Below are 23,057 nucleotides of genomic sequence, written 5' to 3'. Positions count from 1 at the left end.
CTTAGTGCGTATTACCCGGAAAAGGATGCACGCTTGCGCGGTTCGATGCTTCGAGCATGGCGCGCGCGTCCTCTTCCGCTTTGAGCGCCGTAGCCAGCGCAGCACGCACGCGCGCCTGCAAAATTGCGGGCCGCGCCGGCTTGGCGATGACATCGGCCGCGCCGTCGTCCAGCGTGCGCTGTTCGGTTTGCACATCGGCGCTATCTGCAAGCACGATGACCGGGACATGCGGATACGCTTCGAGCAAGGCTTTAAGCGCTTGATCGGTGGAATTGGCTTGACTCGCGTCTAGTACGATCGCACCTGGCGCGTTACGCTTCGCGGCTTGCAATGCACTCTCGCAATCGCGCACGATTTCAAGCGCGCCGATGGCTTCGAGCGCGTCGCGCTGCGCGTCGGCAGTGTCGGAAGAAAGAATGGCGAGCACGCGCGTACTGGATGGCTGAGGCAAGGCTTGCGAATTGGATCGCGCCGCTTCCATCAAACGCTTGCGCGGACGCAATTGCGCGCGCACACGTGCTTGCAGGCGCGCGGCAACGAGGGGCTTGATGACGTAATCGGCCGCGCCCATGCGAAAGGCATCGACTTCGAGCGCCGGAGCATCGTGACTGGTCACGAAGATCACGGGCACACGCGCGAGCCTCGCGTCTTTCTTGAGCAGCTCGCATACGTCGAAGCCGGTCATATTGGGCAGATTGGCGTCGAGCAGAATAAGGTCGGGCGTGGATTCGCGAGCGAGCGACAAAGCGGCTTCACCCGATGTCGCAAAACGCTGATCCGGAAACTCCGCCAGCATCTCTCCGATGATGCGAATCATGCCGGGGTCATCGTCCACTAGCAGCAATCGTGGCTGGTAAGTCGTGTCCATGTTTCGATTGTTATCGTCAGATGGAAGAATGAATGAACTTTACGCCGTCATAAGTGCGGCAGCAAATTTATTCGGTAAGAAGGTATTACTTTACCGAGAATTCCTCTTACGCCTATACGGGCAAATGAGGAGCGACACTGTTTTGCTTGGCAAAACCCTTGTAAACAGCAGGCAAATGCGAATAACGAACGAGCGTATCGAAAAAAGTGCTGTATGTTTTTTAATCGGTTCTTAGCGAGCCATTCAAACATTTAAACAACGCCAATCGTTTGCGCGGCTTCATGACTTGAGTGGTCGAAGCGCATACTTTGGGTTACATCAAAAAAGCTGAGAAAAGCCATGTACGGGGAACCGAGAACGCTTTATTTCGCGGGGCGAGTGGCATCGGAAGATCTCTCCGAGCGTCTGCATGCCCGTGGGTGGAGCATCGAACATGTCGATCCGGCCAAGCCGCCTAAAGCCGGCAAGGGCGGCAAGCGCGCCGCTGCGGGCATTGTCGATCTGACTAGCCGTGGCTTTGCTAAAGAACCCGGCGCGTTGCTCGAATTGCTGGCCGCTTATCAAATCGGCTGGGTCGCCACCGTCGATGCCGAGCATGTCGATAACCCGGACATTTGCCGGCTGATCCGCGATTTCTGCTTCGACTACGTGACGCTGCCTTCAGGCGCGGACCGCATTGTCGATGCAGTCGGCCACGCTTACGGCATGATCGCGTTGCACGACACGGCGAGCAACGACCCGCAAAAAGCCGATTGCCGCGAAGGCGCAATGGTCGGCTCATGCGACGCCATGCAGGCCTTGTATCGCTCCATTCGCAAAGTCGCCATGACCGACGCACCCGTGTTTATTTCCGGCGAATCGGGCACGGGCAAGGAATTGACGGCAGTCGCCATTCACGAGCGCTCGGTGCGTCGCGAACAACCGTTTGTGGCGATCAATTGTGGCGCGATTCCGCCCCATCTCTTGCAATCCGAGTTGTTCGGCTATGAGCGCGGCGCATTTACGGGCGCTAATCAGCGCAAGATCGGACGCGTTGAAGCGGCTAACGGCGGCACGCTTTTCTTAGACGAAATCGGTGATTTGCCTTTGGAAAGTCAAGCGAGCCTGCTGCGCTTTTTGCAGGAACGCAAGATCGAGCGCTTAGGCGGACAGACATCGACCGAAGTGGATGTACGCATTATTTCGGCAACGCACGTCGATATGCAAACGGCGATGATCGAAGGACGTTTTCGCGCGGACTTGTACCACCGCCTTTGCGTGCTTCAGATCGACGAACCGCCTTTGCGCGTACGTGGCAAGGATATCGAGTTGCTGGCCAATCACATGCTCGAACGCTTTCGCAAGGACGCGAGCCGGCGCTTGCGCGGCTTTTCTCCGTGCGCGATTGCAGCGCTGCATAACTATGGCTGGCCCGGCAATGTGCGTGAGTTGATCAACCGCGTGCGGCGCGCCATCGTCATGTCGGAAGGACGGCAGATTCTCGCCAGCGATCTCGAACTCGGCGAATACGCGGAAGCCGCGCCGATGACGCTGGCTCAGGCGCGCGAACAGGCCGAGCGTCAGGCGATCGAAGTCGCGCTGCTGCGTCATCGCGGCCGCCTGGGTGAAGCGGCGGATGAACTCGGCATTTCGCGCGTCACGCTCTATCGCATGTTGACGGCTTACGGCTTGCGGACCAAGGCCGACCGGCCTTTGGAAGTATCGGGCGGCTGATCGTTAAACATCGCCTAGACGGGCCGCTCTAACGCGCTAAGGGAACTCTTAGCGCTTTAGACGGCTCCAACCACCTCAATCGAATCGACGCGCGCTTTAGCTTTAGTTGTTTTAGCTTTGGGCTTATTCAAGCCGCGCATTTTCTTATCGGGTCTTAAAGCCCGGCAAGCATTTCTCTCATAGCCCGCTGGCGTTGTCTCGCGCCGCCAGATACGCGTGCTATGCCAATTCTTAGCGTCAGGCCGTGTATTCACGCGTGCCCTCGCTTTGTCGGTTCGACTGCAGGGCTAAGCATTTGCTTTGCACTTAGCGAGTCATTCTTGGTTGTCAGTCATGCGTTACCTTCACACTTCGGCGCTCGTGCGCCAGTTTTCAGGCCTTGCTGTGCCCACTGTTTTAGCGGCCTGGGTTTATTGCCTGCACTCGGTTATCAGCGGCATCTTTATCGGTCGATATATCGGCGCGGACGCGCTTGCCGCGTTGAATCTGCTCGTGCCCCTGCTCTATCTGCCCTATGCGTTCAGCGTCATGATCGGCGTGGGCGGCTCGACGCTGGTGTCACGCCTGCTTGGCGAACGCCGCGAACACGATGCCGCCGCAGCCTTTACGCAATCGCTATGGCTTCTCGTGCTGAGCGGCGGCGCGTTCGCGCTCGCCATTTATTTTGGCGCGGACACGTTCGTGCGTCTGACCGGCGCGACCGGCCCGCTTGCCGTTTTCGCCAAGGACTTCCTGCACGCTTACGCGCCCTTCGTGCTGTTCCCGACCGCTTGCTATGCGCTCGAATTATTCTTGCGCATCGAGGGCGCGGCCAAGTTCGGCCTGGTCTGCCTGATTGCAGGCGGTATCGTCGATGTCGCCTTGACAGCGTGGATGGTGGGCCATCTCGATTGGGGCATGCGCGGCGCAGCGCTTTCAATGGGCATCAGCCAAATGCTTTCCTGCGTGCCGATGTTCCTTTATTTTGTCTTTAGGACGCGGCATGTGCGCGTCGTTGCACGTGCCTTTGCACGCGGTAATCATGCATGGCGCATGGCTTATAACGGCGCATCGGAATTTCTTGGCGAAATCGCGCCAAGCGTCACCTTGTTTGCCTTCAATCATGCCGTGCTGCGCTGGCTTGGCGACGACGGTCTCGTTGCCTTCGCCGTCATCGAATACACGACGATGATCGCCGCCGTGACCATGGTTGCGCTGGTGCAAAGCATGCAGCCTATCGTGAGTTATGAGCGTGGTGCGGGCAATGTGCGCGCGGTGTCGCAAGCGTTCGTCATCGGCATTGTGACCACCGCTGCGTTTGCGCTGTTAGCGGCAATCGCCCTATTGAGCTTTGCGCAACCGCTGGGCACCTTGTTCGTGCCCGATAGCGCCTCTGCACAAGCGCTCTTGCGCGACGCCATGCCATGGATTGCGCTGGCGTTCGTGCCAGCGGCCTTGAATCTTTCGATCGCGGGCTATCTCACTGCTATTGAAGCGCCGCTTGCATCGATGATTGTGGCGTTGTTGAGAAGCTGGCTGTTGCTTCTGATCACGCTTTGGCTCTTGAGCGAATGGCTTGGCCCGCGCGGTCTTTGGATGACTGTAGCGGTCACTGAGATCCTGACGCTTGCAGTCAGTATCACGCTCTATCGCTTGCGCGGGCGGCGCTTGAGTCTTCCTCTGACACACATGAACGCGCGCTCGCTCTAGCTGTCATCCGACAAATGTGCCGATCGATTCCGCCATAACGATGATCGATATCGCTCAAGCGCTCGGCGGCACATTAAAGGAACCGTTATGATGAAAGCCTCATGCAGGTAGCAAGCGTAATCGTCCAAGTCGTGTCACATCAAAAGCCTTATAAACAGGCTTTCGCGGACATCTTCGCACCTCAGATTCAAATACAACAATCCTGTGGGCTAAGCCTTTAGTTCAAGGCCAAAGGACGCGCTTTGTGCGCAATCGCACAGAGCGATCATTAGTGGGCTGTTTCACTGTCGGGTCTGTTTTGTCAGTGTAATTGCATGACCTTTTAAGCGAGCGAAAAGGGAGATGACGACGTTATCCCAGCAGCAATGTGAACGCTTCTGGAAAGATGGTTTTATCCGTCTGGAAAAGGTGGCGACGGTTTCGGAAACGAAAGATCTGCGTACGATCGGTGATCGATTGCTGCGCAACAAGGCGGGCTATGCGCAGGGCCTGCTATTCGACTTTTATCCTGAAAGCGCCGACGCAGAGAAGCCCAAGCTCGCACAGTTGCATCAGCCTTCACATTTCGAACGTAGCCTGATGGAGTCGGCGCTTGCACGACGCGCGCAGCGCATCGCGATGCAATTGCTCGGTCCCAAGGCGCGCTTTGTCAGTGACAGCTTCTTTCACAAGCCCGCGCATACCGAGGCCGTGACGCCCTGGCATCAGGATGAAGCGTTCACCGACCCGCGCATCGAGCATCGCGAAGTCAATTTCTGGTTTCCTTTGCAACCGGTGTCGCTCGAAAACGGATGCATGCAGTTCATCGCAGGCTCGCATCTTGGGCCGGTGCTGCCGCATGGTCCCATTGGCGGCGATCCCACGACGCATGGTCTTGAATGCGCTTCGGGCTTCGAAGCGGAAGAGGCCGTAGTCTGCCCGCTCGAACTCGGCGACTGCACGATTCACTACGGCCGAACCCTGCATTTCGCGGGTCCAAATCATTCGGACGCCTCGCGATATGCGTATTCGCTCGTATTCGGCTTGCCGCGTCGCGCATCACGCGAAGTACGCACCTTCCCATGGAACGATAATCGTCGTCTTTCGCGTGAAGATCGCGTACAGGAATCGCGCGCCAGCGGCAGTTTTTGGCCATATCTTTACCGCAAGGTGCGCGAATTCGACTACGCCAATCCGTACGAATGGCGTCTGGGCGCTAAGCGCGTCGCGCGTCTTATCAAACAGCGCTGATCAAATGATGCCGGGCGCATCCTGCCGCAGAAAGCGCAGGATGCGGCTCGCGACCGTCTGCGCTTGCTCCTGTTGCACCCAATGTCCCGCGCCTTCGATCAAATGCGCTGCACGGAAATTCGTGCAGACGAGCATGCGCATGGCTTCGTAGTCGCCCGGACGCTGGAAGCAGCCCCAATCGCTAGCGCCTGAAATAAAGCATGCAGGCACGTCGATCGTGCGTCCGGCCCACAAGCGCATGGACTCGCCATAGCGTACGTTCGTCGCACATCGATACCAGTTCAGACCGCCCTGAAAGCCCGTGCGCGCATATTCGCTCGCGTAGACATTCATGTCTTCATCGCTTAGCCATACGTTTGACATAGGCATATGATCGGCGACGGTTTGCGGCATGGTTTGATCCGCCTGCATGACGTAATAATCCGGCAAGCTCGCTAAAGATTCCGCGGATATTTCCTTAAGCGGATGCGGCTGATTGCCGGCCCAATCCGCGCTCTTCATGTGAAAGTAAGCGCGCAAGAAATCACTAAGACCTTGGGGCGCGTGCCACATGTCTTGGTTAGCCTGATCGCCCGAGTAATACCATTGATAATGCTTGCGCGGTGGATCGAGCAAGGCAAGCTCAGCTACCGCTTTCGCCATTGCCGATGACGATGTATCAGCCGGTTCCAGTGGTGCGTGGTCCGTCGCTGTGCCAAACGCAAAAGAAGGCGGTCCGCCAAAGGGCGCACTCATCAACACGACAGATCCAAATACGTCAGGTCGCATCAACGCGCACCATGCGGCGACTGGCGAACCGAAGTCGTGTCCGATAACCGCCGCCGCCTGACGATAGCCAAGCGCATAGAGCAAGCCCAGCACATCGCGCACGAGATTGGGCATGCTGTAGGCATCCAAATCCGCTTCATACGTGATATCTGCGCCCGTGGTGCGCCCATAGCCGCGCTGATCCGGCGCAATGACGTGATAGCCCGCGTTTGCAAGCGGCAGCATGATCTTGCGCCAGCTATAGGCAAGTTCGGGAAAGCCGTGCAACAGTACGATGCAACGCCGGCCAGGTGTTTCGAAACCGGCTTCGAGCACATGCATGGCCAAGCCATTACCGTTCTCGACGATGCGCGAGCGAATGCCATCGGGCAAGGGCAAATCGTTCAACGGTTCGTTCATGCGGCGTTCTCCGTTTGATAATGTTGCTATTGTCCACCCGAGCGCGGCTTGGCTGCATAGTAAGGCATTAGTCTCGTTCTTGATGCCAATGCTGCACTGCAAGGCGAATCTTCACTGCGGACTAAAGACCCAAGCTAAAGCTCAAACGATTTATTTGCTATGCTCGCCCTCGACGGCATACGCCGGTCGATCAAACATTGGAGATGAAGATGGCAAAGGGTTATTGGGTCAGCGTGTATCGACAAATCAACAAGCCCGATCAGGTTGTCGAATATTCGAAGCTGGCAACCGCCGCTATTCAGGAAGGCGGCGGCCGTCCGCTGGTGCGCGGCGTTGCTGCCTTGACGCAAGGTGACGGCCGCAAGGAACGCACAGTGGTGGTCGAGTTCGATTCACTCGAACAGGCCACCGCTGCGTTTAACAGCGAAACGTACAAGAAAGCACTCGAAATTTTGGGCGATGCGTGCGAGCGTGATTTCCGTATTGTCGAAGGCGTGGCTTAAGGAATTTTCATCGGGCTTGACGGCGCTTGAACGGTTGAAATTCAAGCGCCGACCGCATCCGCCAGTTCGTTCATGTCATTGACGATCACGTCCCAATCGCTTTCGGCCTTGAGATCGATGGTCTGTTTCGGACCGCGTTCATAGGGACGTGCGACGAACGCGGTCTTTAAGCCGCATCGTCTGGCGCTCGCTAAGTCGTCGTTATGTGCGGCGACCATACACACTTCCTCGGGCCTGAGCATCAAGGCATCCACGGCGCGCAAATACACGTCGGGCGTGGGCTTATACGTCTGCGCGATCTCCGCACCAAGAATAGCGTCCCAAGGCAAGCCGCCGCGCTTGGCCATATCGACCATCAAGCGAATATTGCCGTTCGATAGCGGTGCGATGATATGGCGCGCTTTGAGACGCGTTAGCCCAGAAACGGAATCAGGCCACGGATCGAGCTTATGCCAGGCGAGATTCAACTCATCCAGAACGTCAAGCGGAACCGCTTGAGGATCGGCCACGAATTGCGGCAATAACGCATCAAGATTCTCGCGATGCAAGACGTCAAGCTTCGCAAATGCGCGCTCGCCATTGCGTACTTTCAGCATCGCGGGCACGTAGCCGCTGCGCCATGTATCCGCTAACGCTTCCGGTGTGGCGTCCGCTTTTCCATATCGCGCTAAAAACGGCTTGGCCTCGCGCGTCACGCCGCCGCGCCAATCCACTACTGTGCCGAATACATCGAATACGAATGCTTTGACCTGCGGCAATGCCATGACGCGTCTCCCGTTCGTTAAGCCTAAGCCATGCCGCAGTTTAGCGACTAACGCTTTCATTTGTTCCTGCGACGCAAAACTGATAGTCCACGGCGGGTGTACGCAAGCAGCCTCGATGCGCCTACATTGAGCGCCAGTCAACACCCATTTATCGAGGTTCATCATGAGCAACGCACAAAAAGTCGTCATCGTCACCGGCGCTTCGCAAGGCATTGGCGCGGAAATCGTCAAAGGGTTTCGCGCAAAGGACTATCGTGTCGTCGCAACGGCACGCTCGATTACGCAAGCCGATGATCCCAACGTGCTCGCGATCGCTGGCGATATCGGTGATCGCGCCACGGCACAACGCGTAGTCGAACAAGCTATCTCGCGCTTCGGCCGTATCGATACGTTGGTCAATAATGCGGGCATTTTTATCGCCAAGCCTTTTACGCAGTATTCACAGGAAGATTATCAAGCCATCCTGAATGTCAATGTGAACGGCTTCTTTCATATCACGCAGCTTGCCATTGCGGAGATGGAGAAGAACAAGAGCGGCCATATCGTCAGCATCACGACGACACTGGCCGATCGTGCCGTCAGCGGTGTGCCTTCCGTGCTTGCCTCGCTTAGCAAGGGCGGCTTGAATGCCGCAACGCGTTCGCTTGCAATCGAATACGCCAAAGCGGGTATTCGCGCGAACGCAGTATCGCCGGGCATCATCAAGTCGCCGATGCACGCACCAGAAACGCACGAAGCGCTTGGCACACTGCATCCTGTCGGTCATATGGGCGACATGAGCGATATCGTTAATGCGGTGCTGTATCTCGATTCCGCGCCTTTTGTGACGGGCGAGATTCTACATGTCGATGGTGGTCAGATTGCGGGACACTAAGCCACGGAGATCACCATGCCTATCGTAACGATTCAAGTGACGCGCGAAGGAACCCAACCGGGAACGAGCGCCATCACGCCCGATGAAAAGGCGCGACTCATCGAAGGTGTGAGTCGTGTTCTGCTCGACGTGCTCAACAAACCGCTTGACGCTACTTTCGTCGTGATCGAAGAAGTTGACTTGGAAAACTGGGGCTGGGGTGGCTTACCGGTTAAGGAGTATCGCAAGCAACGTTTAGCGAATAAAGCCTAAGAAAAATGACGGGCCGCGGTAAACCGCGGCCCGCTCCATCTTATTGCCCGTATAAATCCAGCAAGCGAAGCGTCACGCCATTTGTCCATCCAAAGCCGTCCTGCAACGGATATTCCCCACCGCCTCCGCCGCCCGTGCCCGACCCTTCCACCACGTATTTCTCCACGAGCTTTTGCTCGGTCGCATAAACGTGATTCACGTCGCTAAGAAACCGCGTACCGATCTTTTGCGCGAGATCGGCGCGGCCATAGCGCCGCAGACTTTGCACAGCGATCCAGTGCAGCGGTGCCCAGCCGTTGGGCGCATCCCACTGCTGAGTCGTGTTGACCGTGGTAGTCGTCAGACCGCCGGGCTTGAGCAATAACGACTCTACCGTTCGCGCCGTCGTCAGAGCGCGATCGGGCCACGCGGCTCCGGCGAACAATGGATAAAGCATCGCTGCAGAAGGATTATTTCGCGGCTGCGCGAGCTTCCAGTCGTAGTCGCCGTAATAGCCGTTTTTATTCCAAAGATATTTGTTGATACCGATTGCGCGCTTAGCCGCCTTTTGAATAAAGTCCGTCACGCAGCCGAAATCACGTGCTTGTCCGCAGCCGATTGCAATGGTGGTTTCCAGATGGAACATCAGACTGTTCAGATCAACGGGAACGATCGCGGTCGTGCGAATGGTCGCAAGCGTTTGATTGTCACCGAACCAGCGCGAACTGAAATCCCAGCCGCTTTCAGCCGCAGCACGAAGATCGCGATACACCTCGTTAGCAGGCCGATCCTTGACCGACGCGGCCGTTTGCACATCTTCCAGATACGACTCGTCGCGCGGCGCATCACGCTCGTCCCAATAGCGATTAAGCACCGTGCCATCGGGCAATTTCACGACATTGCGCGCGGCATCGCCTGCTTGCAGCCTGTCCGCGCCTTTCATCCAATAGCGATATTCGCGGCGCAATTGCGGCAGATACTTTTGATACACGCGCCCACCCTCTTTCTGGGCGGCCAGTTCCACCATATAAGAAAAGAACGGCGGCTGCGAACGGCTGACATAGTAAGTTCGATTGCCGTTCGGAATATGACCGATGGTATCGATCAGGTAAGCGAAGTTATCGAGCATATCGTCAACGAGATCTTCGCGGCCGGCCTCTTGCAGACCGAGCATGGTGAAATACGTATCCCAGTAGTAGCCTTCGCGAAAGCGCCCGCCCGGTACGACATACGGCTTGGGCATGGCAATAAGCGAGCTGTATTGCGGCACCGTGCCCGGTGTGCTGTTACGAGTCAGTTCGGGCCATAACCAGTCGATATGATCGCGCAGGCTTTGATTCGGCGGCGGCGTGATGACCTGATCGGTCGGCGGCGTAAAGTAAGTCGCGACAAAGTTGGACAGCGAGAAGCCGGGATTCAGCTTGGCCTGATCGTAAAGCGCCACGATCTGCGCGGGGTCCATCTTAGGCGTTGCATCGACAAAGGTCTTTTGATCGGGATAGATCTGCGCGGTCTGAACTGCGACGAATAAGTCTCCATATAAAATGCTAGGCGGCGCAAGCAGTTTATTTGTGGTTTGCGAATCGGCTAAAGCCACGCTGCTGGTGGCGATCAACAGCCACGCGCTTAGAACGTGCCGCGCTGCACGATGCCCTGACAGTTCGATCATGCTCACTCCTTCCAAGGGTGAAGAACCGGACTGGTCTCGCTCGAGCTTCATTGTTTTATTTTTTAAGCTGGGCGAAGCATGGCACGAGGTTTAGCGAAATGGCAACCCTTGAAAACGCTAAAGGAAAATCACTCGATGGCCAGCGCTTTATGCGCTTGTCGATTGGCGAGCTTTGCGCGGCGTGATTTATTCCTCATTTCGGATAGCAAAGTGTTTTAGTCACCGGCGGTCTCGATCCGATCGTATTGACCGTTTTGCTGATCGCCTTGCTGCCCGAGTCCGCGTGTGGCTGGCCGTGCTGATTTTCCTGGCCGCGGGCGTCCGAATCGAATAATGCGTAAGCAATTTGAAATTAAAACCGCGTCAAGTTCTCCGCCAGCAGACCGTAAACAACGGTATAGCGTGACGCGCACCAAACGCTTTCGTGCGCTCGACTCGTCCTGCGCCACCAAAGCCTGAAGCTTAAAAATCTGAGACGCACGGTCAAGTCGCGCGAATCGGCGACGTTATTGTTTAGGGTAAGGAGCGGCATGTTCCGGGGCGCGTTGTCAGGTCGGCGATTCCTGCCAACGCGCCCCGGTCAGGCCGACTCCTTGCCTTCCCCGCGCAAGAAAGCACGCGGCCGGACAAGGAAAAACACCAGACCAGACAGTTCGATGCATCGGGGCAAGCAGACATGAGAAAGCCGAAATCCTTACAAGCCTCGGCGGCAGCACGGGCATCGCTCAAGCCTGCGCGCGCCGCCGACGCACAACTCGACCATCTCGAGCACATGATCACGGCATTCGCCAAATCGAATGATCCCGCGCCGCTCGGCTGTCTCGATCAGTCGTACTGGCGCAGGCGTTTGGGCGCACTCGCCGATGAAAGCGATCTCGTCGCCACGCAACGCGCGCGCGTGCTGCGCCTGCTCGATCTGCTGGACCGAAGCGACGCGAGCAAACCAACCGCTTCGACTCAAGCCGCCGCCTGATCCCCTCCTTTCGCTCCATTCGCGTCTGCACGCGGCATGCGACAAGCAAAATGCCATGCCTTGCGTACGCGTCAGTCCTCGCGTTCTTTGCGCGTATCCTGAAAATCTGCTATTACGACGGGGCTTCACGCCCGGCATGCCTCGCCACGCCTGTCGCAGCGACACGCAAAGCACGCATGCAAAACGAAAGTAATCCGTAATCGCATCAGCACAAGGTCAACGTGAATCCCAACGTGAATTCAGCAACGCTCGTCCCGTGGTCCGGCCACGACACTCAGCTTTTGATCGCCTGCGCACTCGGTCTCGCCGTCATCATCATTGCGATTGGCGTGCTCAAGCTTGCGCCGTTTCTCTCCATCCTCGTCGGCACCTTTGCGGCGGGTTTCGCCGCGCATCAGCCGTTGGACGCGATCGCGCAGGCCTTCAGCAAGGGCGCGGGCGCATTACTCGGCGATGTCGGCATCATCATTGCGCTGGGGGCGATGCTCGGTGCGCTGATGGCCGAATCCGGCGCGGCCGACCGGCTCGTCACCACCCTACTCGACCACTCCACGCCCAAACGTCTGCCGTGGATGATGGCGCTGGTCGCGATCATCGTCGGCCTGCCGCTGTTCTTCGAAGTCGGCCTCGTCATGATGGTGCCGATCATCTTCGTGATGGCGCGCCGCTCGAAGCAGCCGATTCTGCGTATAGCAATCCCTGCGCTGGCTGGGATGACGACGCTGCATGCGCTGCTGCCGCCGCATCCGGGACCGCTGATTGCCGTCAGCGCGCTGCATGCCGATCTAGGTCTCACGCTCGGCCTCGGCCTGATCGTCGCATTGCCGGCCGTCGTGCTGGCCGGCCCGATCTACGGCGCGTTCATTTCGAAGCGCCTGCATGTGGAAGAGCCGGAGGAAATGGGCAAGCTCTTCAGCGAGCATGGGGACAGCACTTCGCAGCCGGGTTTCGCGATCTCGCTCATCACTATTCTCTTGCCCGTCGTGATGATGCTTGGCCGCACGGTCGCCAAGCTCGCGCTGAACAAAGAATCGCTCGCGTACGACGTGCTCGATTTCGTCGGCGAACCGCTGATTGCACTGGCGCTGACGGTGCTGTTCGCCATCGTCATGCTCGGCTGGTCGCGCGGTATGGCGCGTGATCGCGTGGGCGGCATTTTGCGCAAGAGCCTGCCGCCGATCGCGGCGCTGCTGCTGACCATCGGCGCGGGCGGCGGACTCAAGCAGATGCTCGTGAATGCAGGCATCAGCGCGACGATCGGCAAAATCGCGGTCGGGTCGCATATGCCGCTGATCCTGCTTGCATGGCTGATAGCGGTCGCATTGCGTCAGGCGACCGGCTCGGCCACGGTCGCGACGACCACCACGGCGGGCATCGTCGCGCCGGTGGTAGGCGGCTTGTCGGCGTCGCATAACTCGCTGATGGCGCTGGCTATCGGCGCAGGTTCGGTGTTCTTCTGCCACGTCAACGACGCGGGTTTCTGGATGGTGCGCGAATACTTCGGCCTCAAGCTCAAGCAAACGGTCGCGGTGTGGTCGGTATTGCAGACCATCGTGTCGGTGGTGGGACTGGTGCTCACGCTCGTGCTATGGAACGTACTGAGTTGAACATGCTGAGTTGATGTGATCGCGCCCCGCTAAGCAGTGGCACATGTCGTGCGTCTTTATCGAAATCGACAACACCGAGGAGCGCCGACATGGCCGAGCAAAACGATCGTCCCACGCCGCCGAAGCAAACGCCCGATGACCTGAATATGGCGGATCGCCGGCTGACTGAAGAACAGAAACAATCGCTGACGAACGAGCCGAAAACCCCTGAAAACAAGGGCGAAAAGCTTCCAAACCCAAAGGATGTAGGTGAAGCAGGCTAAGTGCGACACGTGAAAAGATATTTCGACCGCGCGTTCGTTTTTATGCCGATGATCCACAATCATCGGCAAGTCTTTCCGCTGCCACGGCGGAAATGTCGTAGAACATAGTTTCGCCTGATAACTTTTGTTGTACGGTATCCCTAAGCTATTCGTGATCCTGGTCAACACGCGGCAAGCGCATCAACAATCGCTCATGCACGATCCCGCTCATTTTCTGCCGTCGTTCGTATGGCGCGCCGCGCGCGACGGCGTTATCCAGTACGGCAATCCGTGGGCCTGCCGTTACCTCGGCATTCCCTTTCCGGAACTCGTCGGGCGGCACTGGAAAGACTTCATCTATCCCGACGATACTCAGCCCGTGCTCGAAGCCTTGCGGCAGATGCGCGACGGCACGCTGCTGCGCAATGTCGATGTGCGCCTCCTGCGTGCCGATGGCGCGTTTCGCTGGCATACGCTGCATTTGCAGGCCCGCCGCGACGAAGAAGGCCAGATCAGCGATACAGTCGGCGTCGCCATCGACATACACGAATGCCGCCATGCCTGGGCGATGTACGAAGCCGGCGAGCGCCGTCTGAAAGCTGCGTTCGCGGGCGCGCGTATGGGCGCGTGGGAATGGGATATGAAGACGCGCGTGGTGCGCATGACCGCGCAACTCGCGGCGCTTTATTCGTTTCCGCCCGGCACGGAAGCTGTGATGTTGTCCGAACTATGGGATCGCGTTGCACCCGAATATCGCGAGCCGTTTCAGCGCAAGCTGACCGAAGCGCTGCGCGAAGGCGGTCCGTTCGAATTCGACTTCATGCTGCTCGACGGCGATCAGGGGCCGCGGCGCTGGCTGCGCATGCGCGGCCATCCCGAGTTCGATCGTCATGGCGTGCTCACGCGCGTCTATGGCGTGAGCTTCGACATCAGCACGCAGCGCGCCGACGAAGAGCGTTTGAGCCTTTCTGAAAGGCGTTATCGCGCGTTGGTGGAATCGACGGAAGCGCTCGTGTGGGCGGCGGATGCCACCGGCGAGATTCGTCCCTCGGGTGGCGAATGGGAGCGCTTTACGGGCACGCCGCGCGAACGTCTGTCGGGCTGGGGCTGGCTCGACTTCATTCATCCCGATGACCGCGAGCGCATTCATCGCGCATGGCTGGACGCCATCGAGCAAGGCGTGCCGATCACGCTGAACTTTCGCATGCAGCGGCGCGACGAGGACTATCGCATTGTGCAGGCGCATGCTGCGCCGCTCTACGATGAACACGGCAACCTTCAGGAATGGTTCGGCACGACTACCGACGTCACGCTGCAATACGAAGCGCAGGCCGCGATCGAAGCACGCAGTCTGCGTTTGACTGTCGCGATGCAGGCCGCGAAAATCCACATTCTCTCGCTCGAATTGCCGAGTTGGACGCTGTTGTTCGAAACGGGCGGCGAGCCGCAGATCACCGAAACCATCACTTACGATGCCGCGCTCGCTCGCGTGCATCCCGACGACAGTCCGACGCTCGACCGCTATATGCGCAGTCTCGCGGCAGGCGAGGGACCCGGCGGCCCGTTCGAATTCCGCGTGCAGAATCTGCACGGCGAACAGTGGATGCAAGGCAGCGCGCTGCTTCAACGCAGCAAGGACGGCCAGCCCTTGCGTATCATCGGATGCCTGATCGATATTACGGACCGCAAATCAATGGAGTTGATGCTGCGCGAAGCAGGCCGCCGCAAGGACGAGTTTCTTGCAATGCTCGCGCATGAGTTGCGCAATCCGCTCGCACCGCTGCGCACGGCCATTGCGCTCTTGCAGAAAGACGACGAGATGCACACGCATACCCGCGAACTCATCAGCCTGATGAGCCGGCAGGTGGAACATATGACGCGTATCGTCGATGATTTGCTCGAAGTGTCGCGCATTACGCAGGGACGTATCGCGCTGCAACTGGAACCCATTTTAGTTGGCACTGCCGTGTATCACGCGGTGGAAGCCATTGCGGGCATGGTCGAATCGCGCGCGCAGCATATCGCCGTCGATGTGACCGATGCCACCGCCTACGTCTGTGGCGATGTCACGCGCCTCTCGCAGATTCTCGTCAACGTGCTCAATAACGCAAGCAAGTACACGCCCGAGCAGGGACGCATTACCGTGAGCGTGAACTCGGACGATAGCTGGGTCGCCGTCATCATCGCCGACACGGGCACCGGCATTTCAGCCGATCTGCTGCCGAAGGTTTTCGAGCTGTTTTCGCAGGGCGAACGCACGCTGGACCGATCGAACGGAGGGTTGGGAATCGGCTTGTCACTGGTCAAGAAACTGGTTGAGATGCACAAGGGAAGCATCGCGGTGCAGAGTCCGGGGCCGGGACTCGGCACCACGGTGACGGTGCGGCTGCCGCGTTTGCATCATCATGAGCGGCATTCCGCGCGCGCCTTGTCCGATACCCCCTCGCCCGAGACGCGCCAGGCATTGCGCATTCTCGTGGTCGATGACAATCGCGATGCCGCCGATTCGCTTGCCATGCTGTGCGAATCCGAGGGACATGTGGCGCGCGTGGCGTATTCATCGGCGGAAGCGCTGGATGCCGCGCCGCCCTTTTTACCCGATGTGGCGCTGCTCGATATCGGTCTGCCGGATATCGACGGATACGAGCTTGCGCGCCGCCTGCGACGCAAAGGCGATCGCACGCCTTTGCTGATTGCGATCACCGGCTATGGTCAGGCCGAAGACCGCTTGCGTGCGCAATCCGCGGGCTTCGATTATCACTTCGTGAAGCCGGTCAACGTGGAGAGTTTGCTCAAGCTGCTGTCGTCGCTGACCTTGACTCGATGATATTCTGAGTCTTCAAATCAGGAGACTTTATGACGACGACGCCGCCGATCAGCCGCTATCCCGTACCCGATCCGCAAGACTGGCCCGCCGATATCCGCGCGCGCATTCTCGACGTGCAGGAAAAAGCGGGCTTCGTGCCGAACGTGTTTCTGACGCTTGCGCATCGGCCCGACGAATTCCGTGCTTTTTTCGCGTATCACGATGCGTTGATGCTGAAGGAAGGCGGTCTGAGCAAGGGCGAGCGCGAGATGATCGTGGTGGCGACGAGCGCGGTGAACGGCTGTCTGTACTGCGTAGTCGCGCACGGCGCTATTCTGCGCATCTACGAGAAGAACGCCTTGGTGGCGGATCAGGTCGCGGTGAATCATCGCAAGGCGGATATCACGCCGCGCCAGAAAGCGATGCTCGATTTTGCGCTGAAGGTTTGCGTCGAAGCGGGACGTGTCGATAGTTCGGATTTCGAAGCACTTCTCGCCCACGGTTTCAGCGATGAAGATATCTGGGATATCGCGGCGATTACCGCGTTTTTTGGATTATCGAACCGCATGGCGAATGTGATTTCCATGCGGCCGAACGACGAGTTTTATTTGATGGGGAGAGTGCCGAGGGAACCGCGTTAATCCGCTATCAAACCGAGTGGAATTGCCCGATCGACATTACCGCCACCCCGCCCTGCTCCTCCTTCGCCATCCGCTTCGCCACCGCGGCGGCCGCGCTCACATGCGCACTGCCGCGCGCTTCGTTCGGTCCGACGCACACCGCGCCCACCGACAAACGCACGAAGCCGAAAAACGTCGGACGCCCGAGCCGGTCCTCACCCGGAATCCCGCCGGCAAGCCGTTCTTCCGCTGAGTAAAACCGCTTCACCAACTCGTTGAACGCCTCGATTGCAAGGCTCGCGCGTGAACGCCAGTCCTCGCTCTGGAACAGCAGCAAGAAATCATCGCCGCCGATATGCCCCAGAAAATCGCGCGTCGGCTCGCATACGGAAGCCAGCGTGTTCGCTGCGGTCTTCAGCACCTCATCGCCTTGCCAATAACCGTATCGATCGTTGAAGGGCTTGAAGTGATCGAGGTCGAAGTAACACGCAACGAAAGCCGAGCCATTCGCGATCAATCGATCGATATGCGAATTCAAGGGCACGTTACCCGGCAAGAACGTCAGCGGATTCGCATAACGCGCCGCTTCCACGCGCACTTCGGTAACCGCGCGCACCATGCTCGCGCCGGTCGCGAGTCCCGCATAACGCCCTTCTTCCGTCACGATAAAACCATCCGACAAGTGATGATCGTCATGCGTGAAAAGCCTGGCGATTTGCTCCAGCGTCGAGCCGCGTTCGACGATCAGCGGCGTCAGATTGGCGAACTGCATGCAGGGCCGCTTGCCGAACACTTCACGGTGATATGGCAACGCGTACTGATCCATAAACGAGCGACGATTGATCAGCGCGACGGGCTTGCCTTCGTCGAGTATGGCGACGGCGTGCAGCGAGGGATTCTGATTGAAGAGGCGCACGACGTCGTCGTTACGCGATTTGATGGTGAGCGTCGGCGCTTCGACGAGCATGCGGTCGAGCATCACCGCATTCATGTCCTCGGTCGCGCCCGTGCGCGTGTGCGCGGGATAAACCGCGATCTGGCCCGAGCGCAGCGCGCGTCCCACTGCATCCGGCAAACGCGCCGCGGGTGATTTGGCCGGTCGTCCCAGCAAGAAACCCTGTGCGCACGCAATGCCAAGATCACGCACGATTTCCAGGTCCGCTTCGCTTTCGATACCCTCGGCAATCAGCAGCGCGCCGCTTGCATTGGCGAACGAAACCATCGCTTTGACGGCTTCGAACTTGAGCGGATCGCGCGCGATATCGGAGACGAAGAAACGGTCGATCTTCACGTAATGCGGCGCAAGGCGAACCCATAAGTTCATCGAAGCATTTGCGCTGCCGTAATCGTCGAGTGCGAATTGCGAACCGGATGCACGCATGGCGCGCACGCTCGCGGCGAAGCGTTCGGCATCGGTAATGACGCTTTGTTCGGTCAGTTCGACGACCAGGCGCTTCGCATCGAAACCATGCTCGCGAGCCAGATCGCCCGGCGATTGCCGCGCGCTCAAACCAACTTCGATCGCCGCCGCGCTGAAGTTGACGAACAACAGCCCCGTGCAAGCCAGCTTCGCAAACTCGGCGATACACACGCGCGCCGCCGCCTGCTCGAGCACTATGCCGCATCGTTCGCTGGCAGCCTGCGCAAACAGCATCGCCGGCGATTCCTGCGCGCTGCCCACCGGCCCGCGAATCAGCCCTTCATAACCGATGATCTCGCCATCGGCAAAGCGCACGATAGGCTGAAACACAGCCGTCAGCGCGTCGGCCGCGATGAGCTGTTCAATGCTGCGATGCTGTGTTTCGGAGACGAGGCTGACTTGCATGAGGCCCATCGTGGCGATCGATCGGTAGAGCGGACTGTTACTGGTTGTCGTCTGAATTAACGGCCCGCTCGCTCACCTCTTGAGTGAAGCTTTCGTGAACGCGCGCACCTTTAAAGTGCGCGTCGGTGACTTCAGCCCCTGCGGCGTTGACGGACCGCTTCAGCCAGCAGTTCCAGTACCGGTTCGGTCTGCGTCCAGCCAAGACAAGCATCCGTAATCGATACACCGTGCTTCAGCGGCACGCCCGGCTTCAGGTCCTGACGTCCTTCTTCGAGATGGCTTTCGATCATCACGCCCGTGATGCGCTGCTCGCGCGCCTGCAATTGCCGCGCGATATCCTGCGCGACATCGATCTGACGCTGATGTGATTTGTTCGAGTTCGCATGCGAGCAATCGATCATCACCTGTTCGCGCTGACCGAGCGCAGCCAATGCCGCGCAGCTTGCCGCGACGCTTTCCGCATTGTAATTCGGGCCTTTTTTGCCGCCGCGCAGAATCACATGGCAGTCGGCGTTGCCGCGCGTTTCGAAGATCGCGGCCATGCCCATCTTCGTCATGCCCATGAACGCATGGCTCGCGCCCGCCGCGACGATGGCATCCGTCGCGACTTGCACGCCGCCGTCCGTGCCATTTTTGAAACCGATCGGGCAGCTCAGACCCGATGCAAGTTGCCGATGACTCTGGCTCTCCGTGGTACGCGCGCCGATCGCGCCCCACGCGATCAGGTCAGCGATGTATTGCGGACTGAGCAAGTCGAGAAACTCCGTGCCGGTCGGCAGGCCGAGTTCGCTGATGTCGAGCAGAAGCCCGCGCGCGCGGCGCAGGCCTTCGTTGATACGGAAGCTGCCGTCCAGACGCGGATCGTTGATATAGCCTTTCCAGCCCACCGTCGTACGCGGCTTTTCGAAGTACACGCGCATGACGATCAGCAAATCGTCATGCAGGCGATCGGCCACGGTCTTCAGGCGGCGCGCGTAGTCCATCGCCTGATCGTGGTCGTGAATGGAACACGGACCGACCACGATCACCAGTCGATCGTCACGCCCATGCAGCACATTGGCGATTGCCGCGCGGCTGTCTTCCACGAGCGTTTGCACACCGGGCGTGACCGGCAGTTCGTCGAGCAGCAGCGCAGGCGAAATCAGCGGACGCACCGCGCCAATGCGCGTGTCGTCGATACGCGTGGTGTCTTGCGTGGCGTCCACTACGCCCGCTTCCTGATCGCGGGAAGGATTGTCGATGCGGCTCATTGAAACTCCATCATGCATTTTTAATGCAAAATTCAAAATGTATATGCGGGGATTTCGCACGGCAGGCGCACTGCGGCGCAGACATCGATTATCGCATCTGTTGCGGTCGGAAATCGTGAAGCGCCGGTATCATGAATGCAAAATGCAATTCAAAGGAGCGAATCATGCGTATCGAAACATCGTTTCTGTTTGATCTCGACGGCACGCTCGTCGATAGCGTTTATCAGCATGTGCTGGCCTGGAAGGAAGCGCTCGATGCAGAAGGTATCGCGCTGTCCGTATGGCGGATTCATCGCAAGATCGGAATGAGTGGCGGGCTGTTCACCAATCAGCTTTTGCGCGAAACGCATGGCGAAATCAGTCCGGATCGCGTTGAGCGCTTGCGTAAGCTGCATGCGGAAGCTTATACGCGCTTGCGGGCACAAGTGTGTCCGCTGCCGGGCGCGCGTGAATTGCTCGCCGCGCTCACGGATTCGGGCGTGCGCTGGGCCATTGCGACCAGCGGACGGATGGAAACGGCGGCGGTGAATCTCGAAGCGCTGGGCGTCGATCCGTCGAAGCAAGTGGTGATTACGCGCGACATGGTGAAGTACGCCAAGCCCGATCCCGATCTGTTCCTCGCGGCGGCGGCCAAGCTGAACGTGCCGATCGAACATACCGTGGTGGTCGGCGACAGCATCTGGGACATGCTGGCCGCGCGCCGATGCCGCTCGCTCGGCGTCGGTCTGTTATCGGGCGGATACGGCAGCGACGAACTGGAGCGCTCGGGCGCGTTGCGCGTCTACGAAGACCCGGCCGATTTGCTGCTGCATCTCGACGAAGTCGCCGCGCGTCCTTAAAACGCGTGCCGTAAGCCCACGGTCACCGAAGTCTGCGATCCATTCGACGAAGGCGATTGCGTATTGATCATCGCCTGACCGAGCGCGCTGCCGGGCGGCGCGCCGCGTACATGCTGGTAGATGCCTTCGACATACACGTCCGTGCGCTTCGATAAACCGTAGTCGGTTTGCAGCATCACCGTATTCCACGACGGATACGCGATCGACGTGTTGTTGCCGTACGCGCCATCCGTGAAGGTGTACGCCGCCGACACGCTCCATGCAGGCGTCAGCGCGTATTTCACGTTGGCTTCGTAGTTATCGAGGCGCAGTGTGCCATCGAGCGGAAGATAGCTGCCGAGTCCGAGCGACAGCACGCTCGCCATATTGTCGAGCTGTGTGTGACTCCATACGAGACCGACCGTCGCCGGACCGAACGCGGCGCTCGCCCCCGCGCCCCAGATGCGCTGACGCTGTGCCGCGAAGTTGGCGCTGCCATCGTTCAATGACACAGCGCCCGACGGATTCGTCCCCGACACCCCGCCGCCCGCGTTGTTGAATTGCAGATAGCCGCCCGCGAACGTGAACGGTCCCTGCGCATACGATGCACCGAAACTGTACGAGCGGTTATCGTTGAAACCGCCTGCGCGGTTGCTGAATGAGTACATCGCCTCGCCCGTCAGGCCGTGGAAATTCGGCGTGACGTACTTGACCGAATTGTTCACGACGACGGAATCCGCCGCGAGATTGTCGTTTTCGAACGGATGCGCGGCGAGGCTTCCGCCCCATGTGTTGAACTCGGCAGATAGCGGCCCGAGCGTGTCGTTGAAGGCATCGTATTGACGGCCGAAGGTCAGTGTGCCCCAGCTATCGTGCTGAAGGCCGACCCACGCTTGCGAACCGAAGCCATCGCCGGAAAAGGCTTGCGTGCCGTTGTTCAGGTTGAAGCCTTGTTCCAGCTTGAAGGTCGCCTTGAGGCCGCCGCCCAAATCTTCCGTGCCTTTCAGGCCGAATACCGTGTTCTGTGTCGGACTGGAGAGCATTTGCCAGTTGCGGTGGCCGGCTTCGTTGTTGGTGTAGGTGATGCCTGCATCGATCAGGCCGTAGAGCGTGACGCTGCTTTGAGCTTGCGCGGAAGCCGCTGCAAAAAAGGACGCAATCGCGGATGCAGCCAGCAAGGTTCTTTTCATTGTTTTCATTGTCGCAAGCTCCATGATTCGCTTTGGTGCAAGCTTGGTGCAAGGATGGCAGAGGTTCCTTGCATCGGATGCGGTTCGATCCTACGACGAAAAAATAATTCGGGCATTAGCGGGTGGCGCAATCGCCACAGCGCTGCATAAATCCTATTCCCACGCACCCCTGAATCTTGCTGAAAGCCGCTCCTATACTGGGCCTTCCACCCCACACGAGGAGACAAACCGATGTTGATGGACGCCAAGGAATCGGTCTATAGCCCGACGCAGGAAGGTCTGATTTTCCCGCAGGAACCCACGTTTTCCAGTTCCGCCGAAGAGCGGCGCTATCGGAAGGAACATCTTGCAGCGGCGTGCCGGATTTTCGCCCGCCACGGTTTCAGCTTCGGTTTCGGCGGCCATCTGACGGTGCGCGATCCCGAGCATCCGGAACTGTTCTGGACCAATCCGATGTGTGTGCCGTGGTCGCGCACCAGGACGTCGCAACTCGTGCTGGTCGATCATTCGGGCACGGTGATCGAAGGGAAATATGCGGTGAATCGCGCGGGCTATGTGCTGCATTCGGCCATTCACACGGAGAATCCCGACATCATCGGTTCGTGTCATGCGCATACCGTTCATGGCGATGCCTGGGCCGCGATGGGCAAGCCGCTCGACTACGTGACGCAGGACGCCTGCATGTTCTACGGCAGTCATACCGTGGTGCGCGACGGCGCGGGCAAGGTGCCGGTGGCGAGTGCATCGGGTAATCCGATTGCGCACGCGTTCAACGAGCACAAGGCCATCATTCACCAGAACCACGGGTTGCTGACCGCGAGCCGCCACAGTATCGACGATGCGGTGTGGACCTTTATCGCGCTCGATCACTGCTGCCGCATGCAGTTGATGATGGACGCGACCGAATCGCGCCCCGTGCCGATCGACCCTGAATTCTGCGAGTATTCGCACAAGCATCTGGGCAATTCGTTTATCTCATGGCTGCATTTTCAGACCATGTTGGTTGAGATTGCCGAGG

Annotated in this window: 20 protein-coding genes; 13 read left to right on the top strand and 7 right to left on the bottom strand. The window is 58.8% G+C overall.

All coding sequences use genetic code 11. The features are described from left to right. Position 1 precedes the first annotated feature (1 nt). Positions 2-868, bottom strand: coding sequence for a response regulator (locus P7F28_RS00245; protein WP_277182271.1), 867 nt, complete (start codon positions 866-868; stop codon positions 2-4). A 339-nt stretch (positions 869-1,207) separates the two neighbouring features. Here P7F28_RS00245 and P7F28_RS00240 point away from each other — a divergent pair, with 339 nt between their 5' ends. From P7F28_RS00240 to P7F28_RS00230, 3 genes are all read left to right on the top strand, one after another. After that, the gene (locus P7F28_RS00240; protein ID WP_277182270.1) at positions 1,208-2,581 is read left to right on the top strand and encodes a sigma 54-interacting transcriptional regulator; all 1,374 of its coding nucleotides are present in this window, start codon (positions 1,208-1,210) and stop codon (positions 2,579-2,581) included. 333 nt (positions 2,582-2,914) lie between these two features. Next, positions 2,915-4,270 (top strand): MATE family efflux transporter, encoded by a 1,356-nt coding sequence (locus P7F28_RS00235; protein WP_277182269.1) that lies wholly within the window; start codon positions 2,915-2,917, stop codon positions 4,268-4,270. A 342-nt stretch (positions 4,271-4,612) separates the two neighbouring features. Further along, a complete protein-coding gene (locus P7F28_RS00230) occupies positions 4,613-5,500 on the top strand; it encodes a phytanoyl-CoA dioxygenase family protein (protein WP_277182268.1) in 888 nt (295 codons plus the stop codon). Here P7F28_RS00230 and P7F28_RS00225 read toward each other — a convergent pair whose 3' ends face one another. Continuing rightward, on the bottom strand, positions 5,501-6,667 hold the full coding sequence (locus P7F28_RS00225) for an alpha/beta fold hydrolase (RefSeq protein ID WP_277182267.1): 1,167 nt from the start codon (positions 6,665-6,667) through the stop codon (positions 5,501-5,503). A 209-nt stretch (positions 6,668-6,876) separates the two neighbouring features. On the opposite strand from P7F28_RS00225, the gene P7F28_RS00220 reads away from it, so the two are divergent. Beyond that, complete coding sequence (locus P7F28_RS00220) at positions 6,877-7,170, top strand: DUF1330 domain-containing protein (RefSeq protein WP_277182266.1); 294 nt, start codon at positions 6,877-6,879, stop codon at positions 7,168-7,170. Positions 7,171-7,211: 41 nt separating this feature from the next. On the opposite strand, the gene P7F28_RS00215 is transcribed toward P7F28_RS00220, so the two are convergent. Next, the gene (locus P7F28_RS00215) at positions 7,212-7,934 is read right to left on the bottom strand and encodes a haloacid dehalogenase type II (RefSeq protein WP_277182265.1); all 723 of its coding nucleotides are present in this window, start codon (positions 7,932-7,934) and stop codon (positions 7,212-7,214) included. A 163-nt stretch (positions 7,935-8,097) separates the two neighbouring features. Here P7F28_RS00215 and P7F28_RS00210 point away from each other — a divergent pair, with 163 nt between their 5' ends. Beyond that, positions 8,098-8,808 (top strand): SDR family NAD(P)-dependent oxidoreductase, encoded by a 711-nt coding sequence (locus P7F28_RS00210; protein WP_277182264.1) that lies wholly within the window; start codon positions 8,098-8,100, stop codon positions 8,806-8,808. A 15-nt stretch (positions 8,809-8,823) separates the two neighbouring features. After that, a complete protein-coding gene (locus tag P7F28_RS00205) occupies positions 8,824-9,060 on the top strand; it encodes a 4-oxalocrotonate tautomerase family protein (RefSeq protein ID WP_277182263.1) in 237 nt (78 codons plus the stop codon). A 40-nt stretch (positions 9,061-9,100) separates the two neighbouring features. Here the strand turns inward: P7F28_RS00205 and treA are convergent, their stop codons facing one another. Beyond that, positions 9,101-10,708, bottom strand: a complete 1,608-nt coding sequence (gene treA, locus P7F28_RS00200) for an alpha,alpha-trehalase TreA (RefSeq protein WP_277182262.1) — start codon at positions 10,706-10,708, stop codon at positions 9,101-9,103. 676 nt (positions 10,709-11,384) lie between these two features. Between treA and P7F28_RS00195 the strand changes: the two genes are divergently transcribed. From P7F28_RS00195 to P7F28_RS00175, 5 genes are all read left to right on the top strand, one after another. Then, complete coding sequence (locus P7F28_RS00195; RefSeq protein WP_277182261.1) at positions 11,385-11,681, top strand: hypothetical protein; 297 nt, start codon at positions 11,385-11,387, stop codon at positions 11,679-11,681. A 233-nt stretch (positions 11,682-11,914) separates the two neighbouring features. Beyond that, complete coding sequence (locus P7F28_RS00190; protein ID WP_370467196.1) at positions 11,915-13,288, top strand: gluconate:H+ symporter; 1,374 nt, start codon at positions 11,915-11,917, stop codon at positions 13,286-13,288. A gap of 89 nt (positions 13,289-13,377) precedes the next feature. After that, positions 13,378-13,551 (top strand): hypothetical protein, encoded by a 174-nt coding sequence (locus tag P7F28_RS00185; RefSeq protein WP_277182259.1) that lies wholly within the window; start codon positions 13,378-13,380, stop codon positions 13,549-13,551. A 193-nt stretch (positions 13,552-13,744) separates the two neighbouring features. Further along, the gene (locus P7F28_RS00180) at positions 13,745-16,357 is read left to right on the top strand and encodes a PAS domain-containing protein (protein WP_277182258.1); all 2,613 of its coding nucleotides are present in this window, start codon (positions 13,745-13,747) and stop codon (positions 16,355-16,357) included. Positions 16,358-16,386: 29 nt separating this feature from the next. Continuing rightward, a complete protein-coding gene (locus P7F28_RS00175; protein ID WP_277182257.1) occupies positions 16,387-16,977 on the top strand; it encodes a peroxidase-related enzyme in 591 nt (196 codons plus the stop codon). Positions 16,978-16,984: 7 nt separating this feature from the next. Here P7F28_RS00175 and P7F28_RS00170 read toward each other — a convergent pair whose 3' ends face one another. Both P7F28_RS00170 and P7F28_RS00165 read right to left on the bottom strand, forming a co-directional pair. Continuing rightward, on the bottom strand, positions 16,985-18,781 hold the full coding sequence (locus P7F28_RS00170; protein WP_277182256.1) for a phosphodiesterase: 1,797 nt from the start codon (positions 18,779-18,781) through the stop codon (positions 16,985-16,987). 131 nt (positions 18,782-18,912) lie between these two features. Then, entirely contained in the window at positions 18,913-20,031 is a 1,119-nt protein-coding gene (locus P7F28_RS00165; protein ID WP_277182255.1) for a 3-deoxy-7-phosphoheptulonate synthase, read from the bottom strand. Positions 20,032-20,195: 164 nt separating this feature from the next. Between P7F28_RS00165 and P7F28_RS00160 the strand changes: the two genes are divergently transcribed. Then, positions 20,196-20,870: an HAD family hydrolase gene (locus P7F28_RS00160; protein WP_277182254.1), complete on the top strand. Its 675-nt coding sequence runs from the start codon at positions 20,196-20,198 to the stop codon at positions 20,868-20,870. Here P7F28_RS00160 and P7F28_RS00155 read toward each other — a convergent pair. Beyond that, complete coding sequence (locus P7F28_RS00155; RefSeq protein ID WP_277182316.1) at positions 20,867-22,039, bottom strand: porin; 1,173 nt, start codon at positions 22,037-22,039, stop codon at positions 20,867-20,869. The two genes, P7F28_RS00160 and P7F28_RS00155, sit on opposite strands and share 4 nt — an antisense overlap. Positions 22,040-22,270: 231 nt before the next feature. Between P7F28_RS00155 and P7F28_RS00150 the strand changes: the two genes are divergently transcribed. Then, on the top strand, positions 22,271-23,057 hold a 787-nt coding region (locus tag P7F28_RS00150), incomplete at its 3' end, for a class II aldolase/adducin family protein (protein WP_277182252.1).

This window comes from Caballeronia sp. BR00000012568055, assembly GCF_029439455.1.
Lineage (GTDB): Bacteria > Pseudomonadota > Gammaproteobacteria > Burkholderiales > Burkholderiaceae > Caballeronia.
The sequence above is the reverse complement of the archived record's forward strand: the minus strand, read 5'-3'. Positions and strand labels throughout refer to the sequence as shown.

Excerpts from the sequence above, each read along its gene's own strand:
- P7F28_RS00245 (WP_277182271.1), bottom strand. The coding sequence starts at position 868 with ATGGACACGACTTACCAGCCACGATTGCTGCTAGTGGACGATGACCCC.
- P7F28_RS00240 (WP_277182270.1), top strand. The coding sequence starts at position 1,208 with ATGTACGGGGAACCGAGAACGCTTTATTTCGCGGGGCGAGTGGCATCG.
- P7F28_RS00235 (WP_277182269.1), top strand. The coding sequence starts at position 2,915 with ATGCGTTACCTTCACACTTCGGCGCTCGTGCGCCAGTTTTCAGGCCTT.
- P7F28_RS00230 (WP_277182268.1), top strand. The coding sequence starts at position 4,613 with ATGACGACGTTATCCCAGCAGCAATGTGAACGCTTCTGGAAAGATGGT.
- P7F28_RS00225 (WP_277182267.1), bottom strand. The coding sequence starts at position 6,667 with ATGAACGAACCGTTGAACGATTTGCCCTTGCCCGATGGCATTCGCTCG.
- P7F28_RS00220 (WP_277182266.1), top strand. The coding sequence starts at position 6,877 with ATGGCAAAGGGTTATTGGGTCAGCGTGTATCGACAAATCAACAAGCCC.
- P7F28_RS00215 (WP_277182265.1), bottom strand. The coding sequence starts at position 7,934 with ATGGCATTGCCGCAGGTCAAAGCATTCGTATTCGATGTATTCGGCACA.
- P7F28_RS00210 (WP_277182264.1), top strand. The coding sequence starts at position 8,098 with ATGAGCAACGCACAAAAAGTCGTCATCGTCACCGGCGCTTCGCAAGGC.
- P7F28_RS00205 (WP_277182263.1), top strand. The coding sequence starts at position 8,824 with ATGCCTATCGTAACGATTCAAGTGACGCGCGAAGGAACCCAACCGGGA.
- treA (WP_277182262.1), bottom strand. The coding sequence starts at position 10,708 with ATGATCGAACTGTCAGGGCATCGTGCAGCGCGGCACGTTCTAAGCGCG.
- P7F28_RS00195 (WP_277182261.1), top strand. The coding sequence starts at position 11,385 with ATGAGAAAGCCGAAATCCTTACAAGCCTCGGCGGCAGCACGGGCATCG.
- P7F28_RS00185 (WP_277182259.1), top strand. The coding sequence starts at position 13,378 with ATGGCCGAGCAAAACGATCGTCCCACGCCGCCGAAGCAAACGCCCGAT.
- P7F28_RS00180 (WP_277182258.1), top strand. The coding sequence starts at position 13,745 with ATGCACGATCCCGCTCATTTTCTGCCGTCGTTCGTATGGCGCGCCGCG.
- P7F28_RS00175 (WP_277182257.1), top strand. The coding sequence starts at position 16,387 with ATGACGACGACGCCGCCGATCAGCCGCTATCCCGTACCCGATCCGCAA.
- P7F28_RS00170 (WP_277182256.1), bottom strand. The coding sequence starts at position 18,781 with ATGCAAGTCAGCCTCGTCTCCGAAACACAGCATCGCAGCATTGAACAG.
- P7F28_RS00165 (WP_277182255.1), bottom strand. The coding sequence starts at position 20,031 with ATGAGCCGCATCGACAATCCTTCCCGCGATCAGGAAGCGGGCGTAGTG.
- P7F28_RS00160 (WP_277182254.1), top strand. The coding sequence starts at position 20,196 with ATGCGTATCGAAACATCGTTTCTGTTTGATCTCGACGGCACGCTCGTC.
- P7F28_RS00155 (WP_277182316.1), bottom strand. The coding sequence starts at position 22,039 with ATGAAAAGAACCTTGCTGGCTGCATCCGCGATTGCGTCCTTTTTTGCA.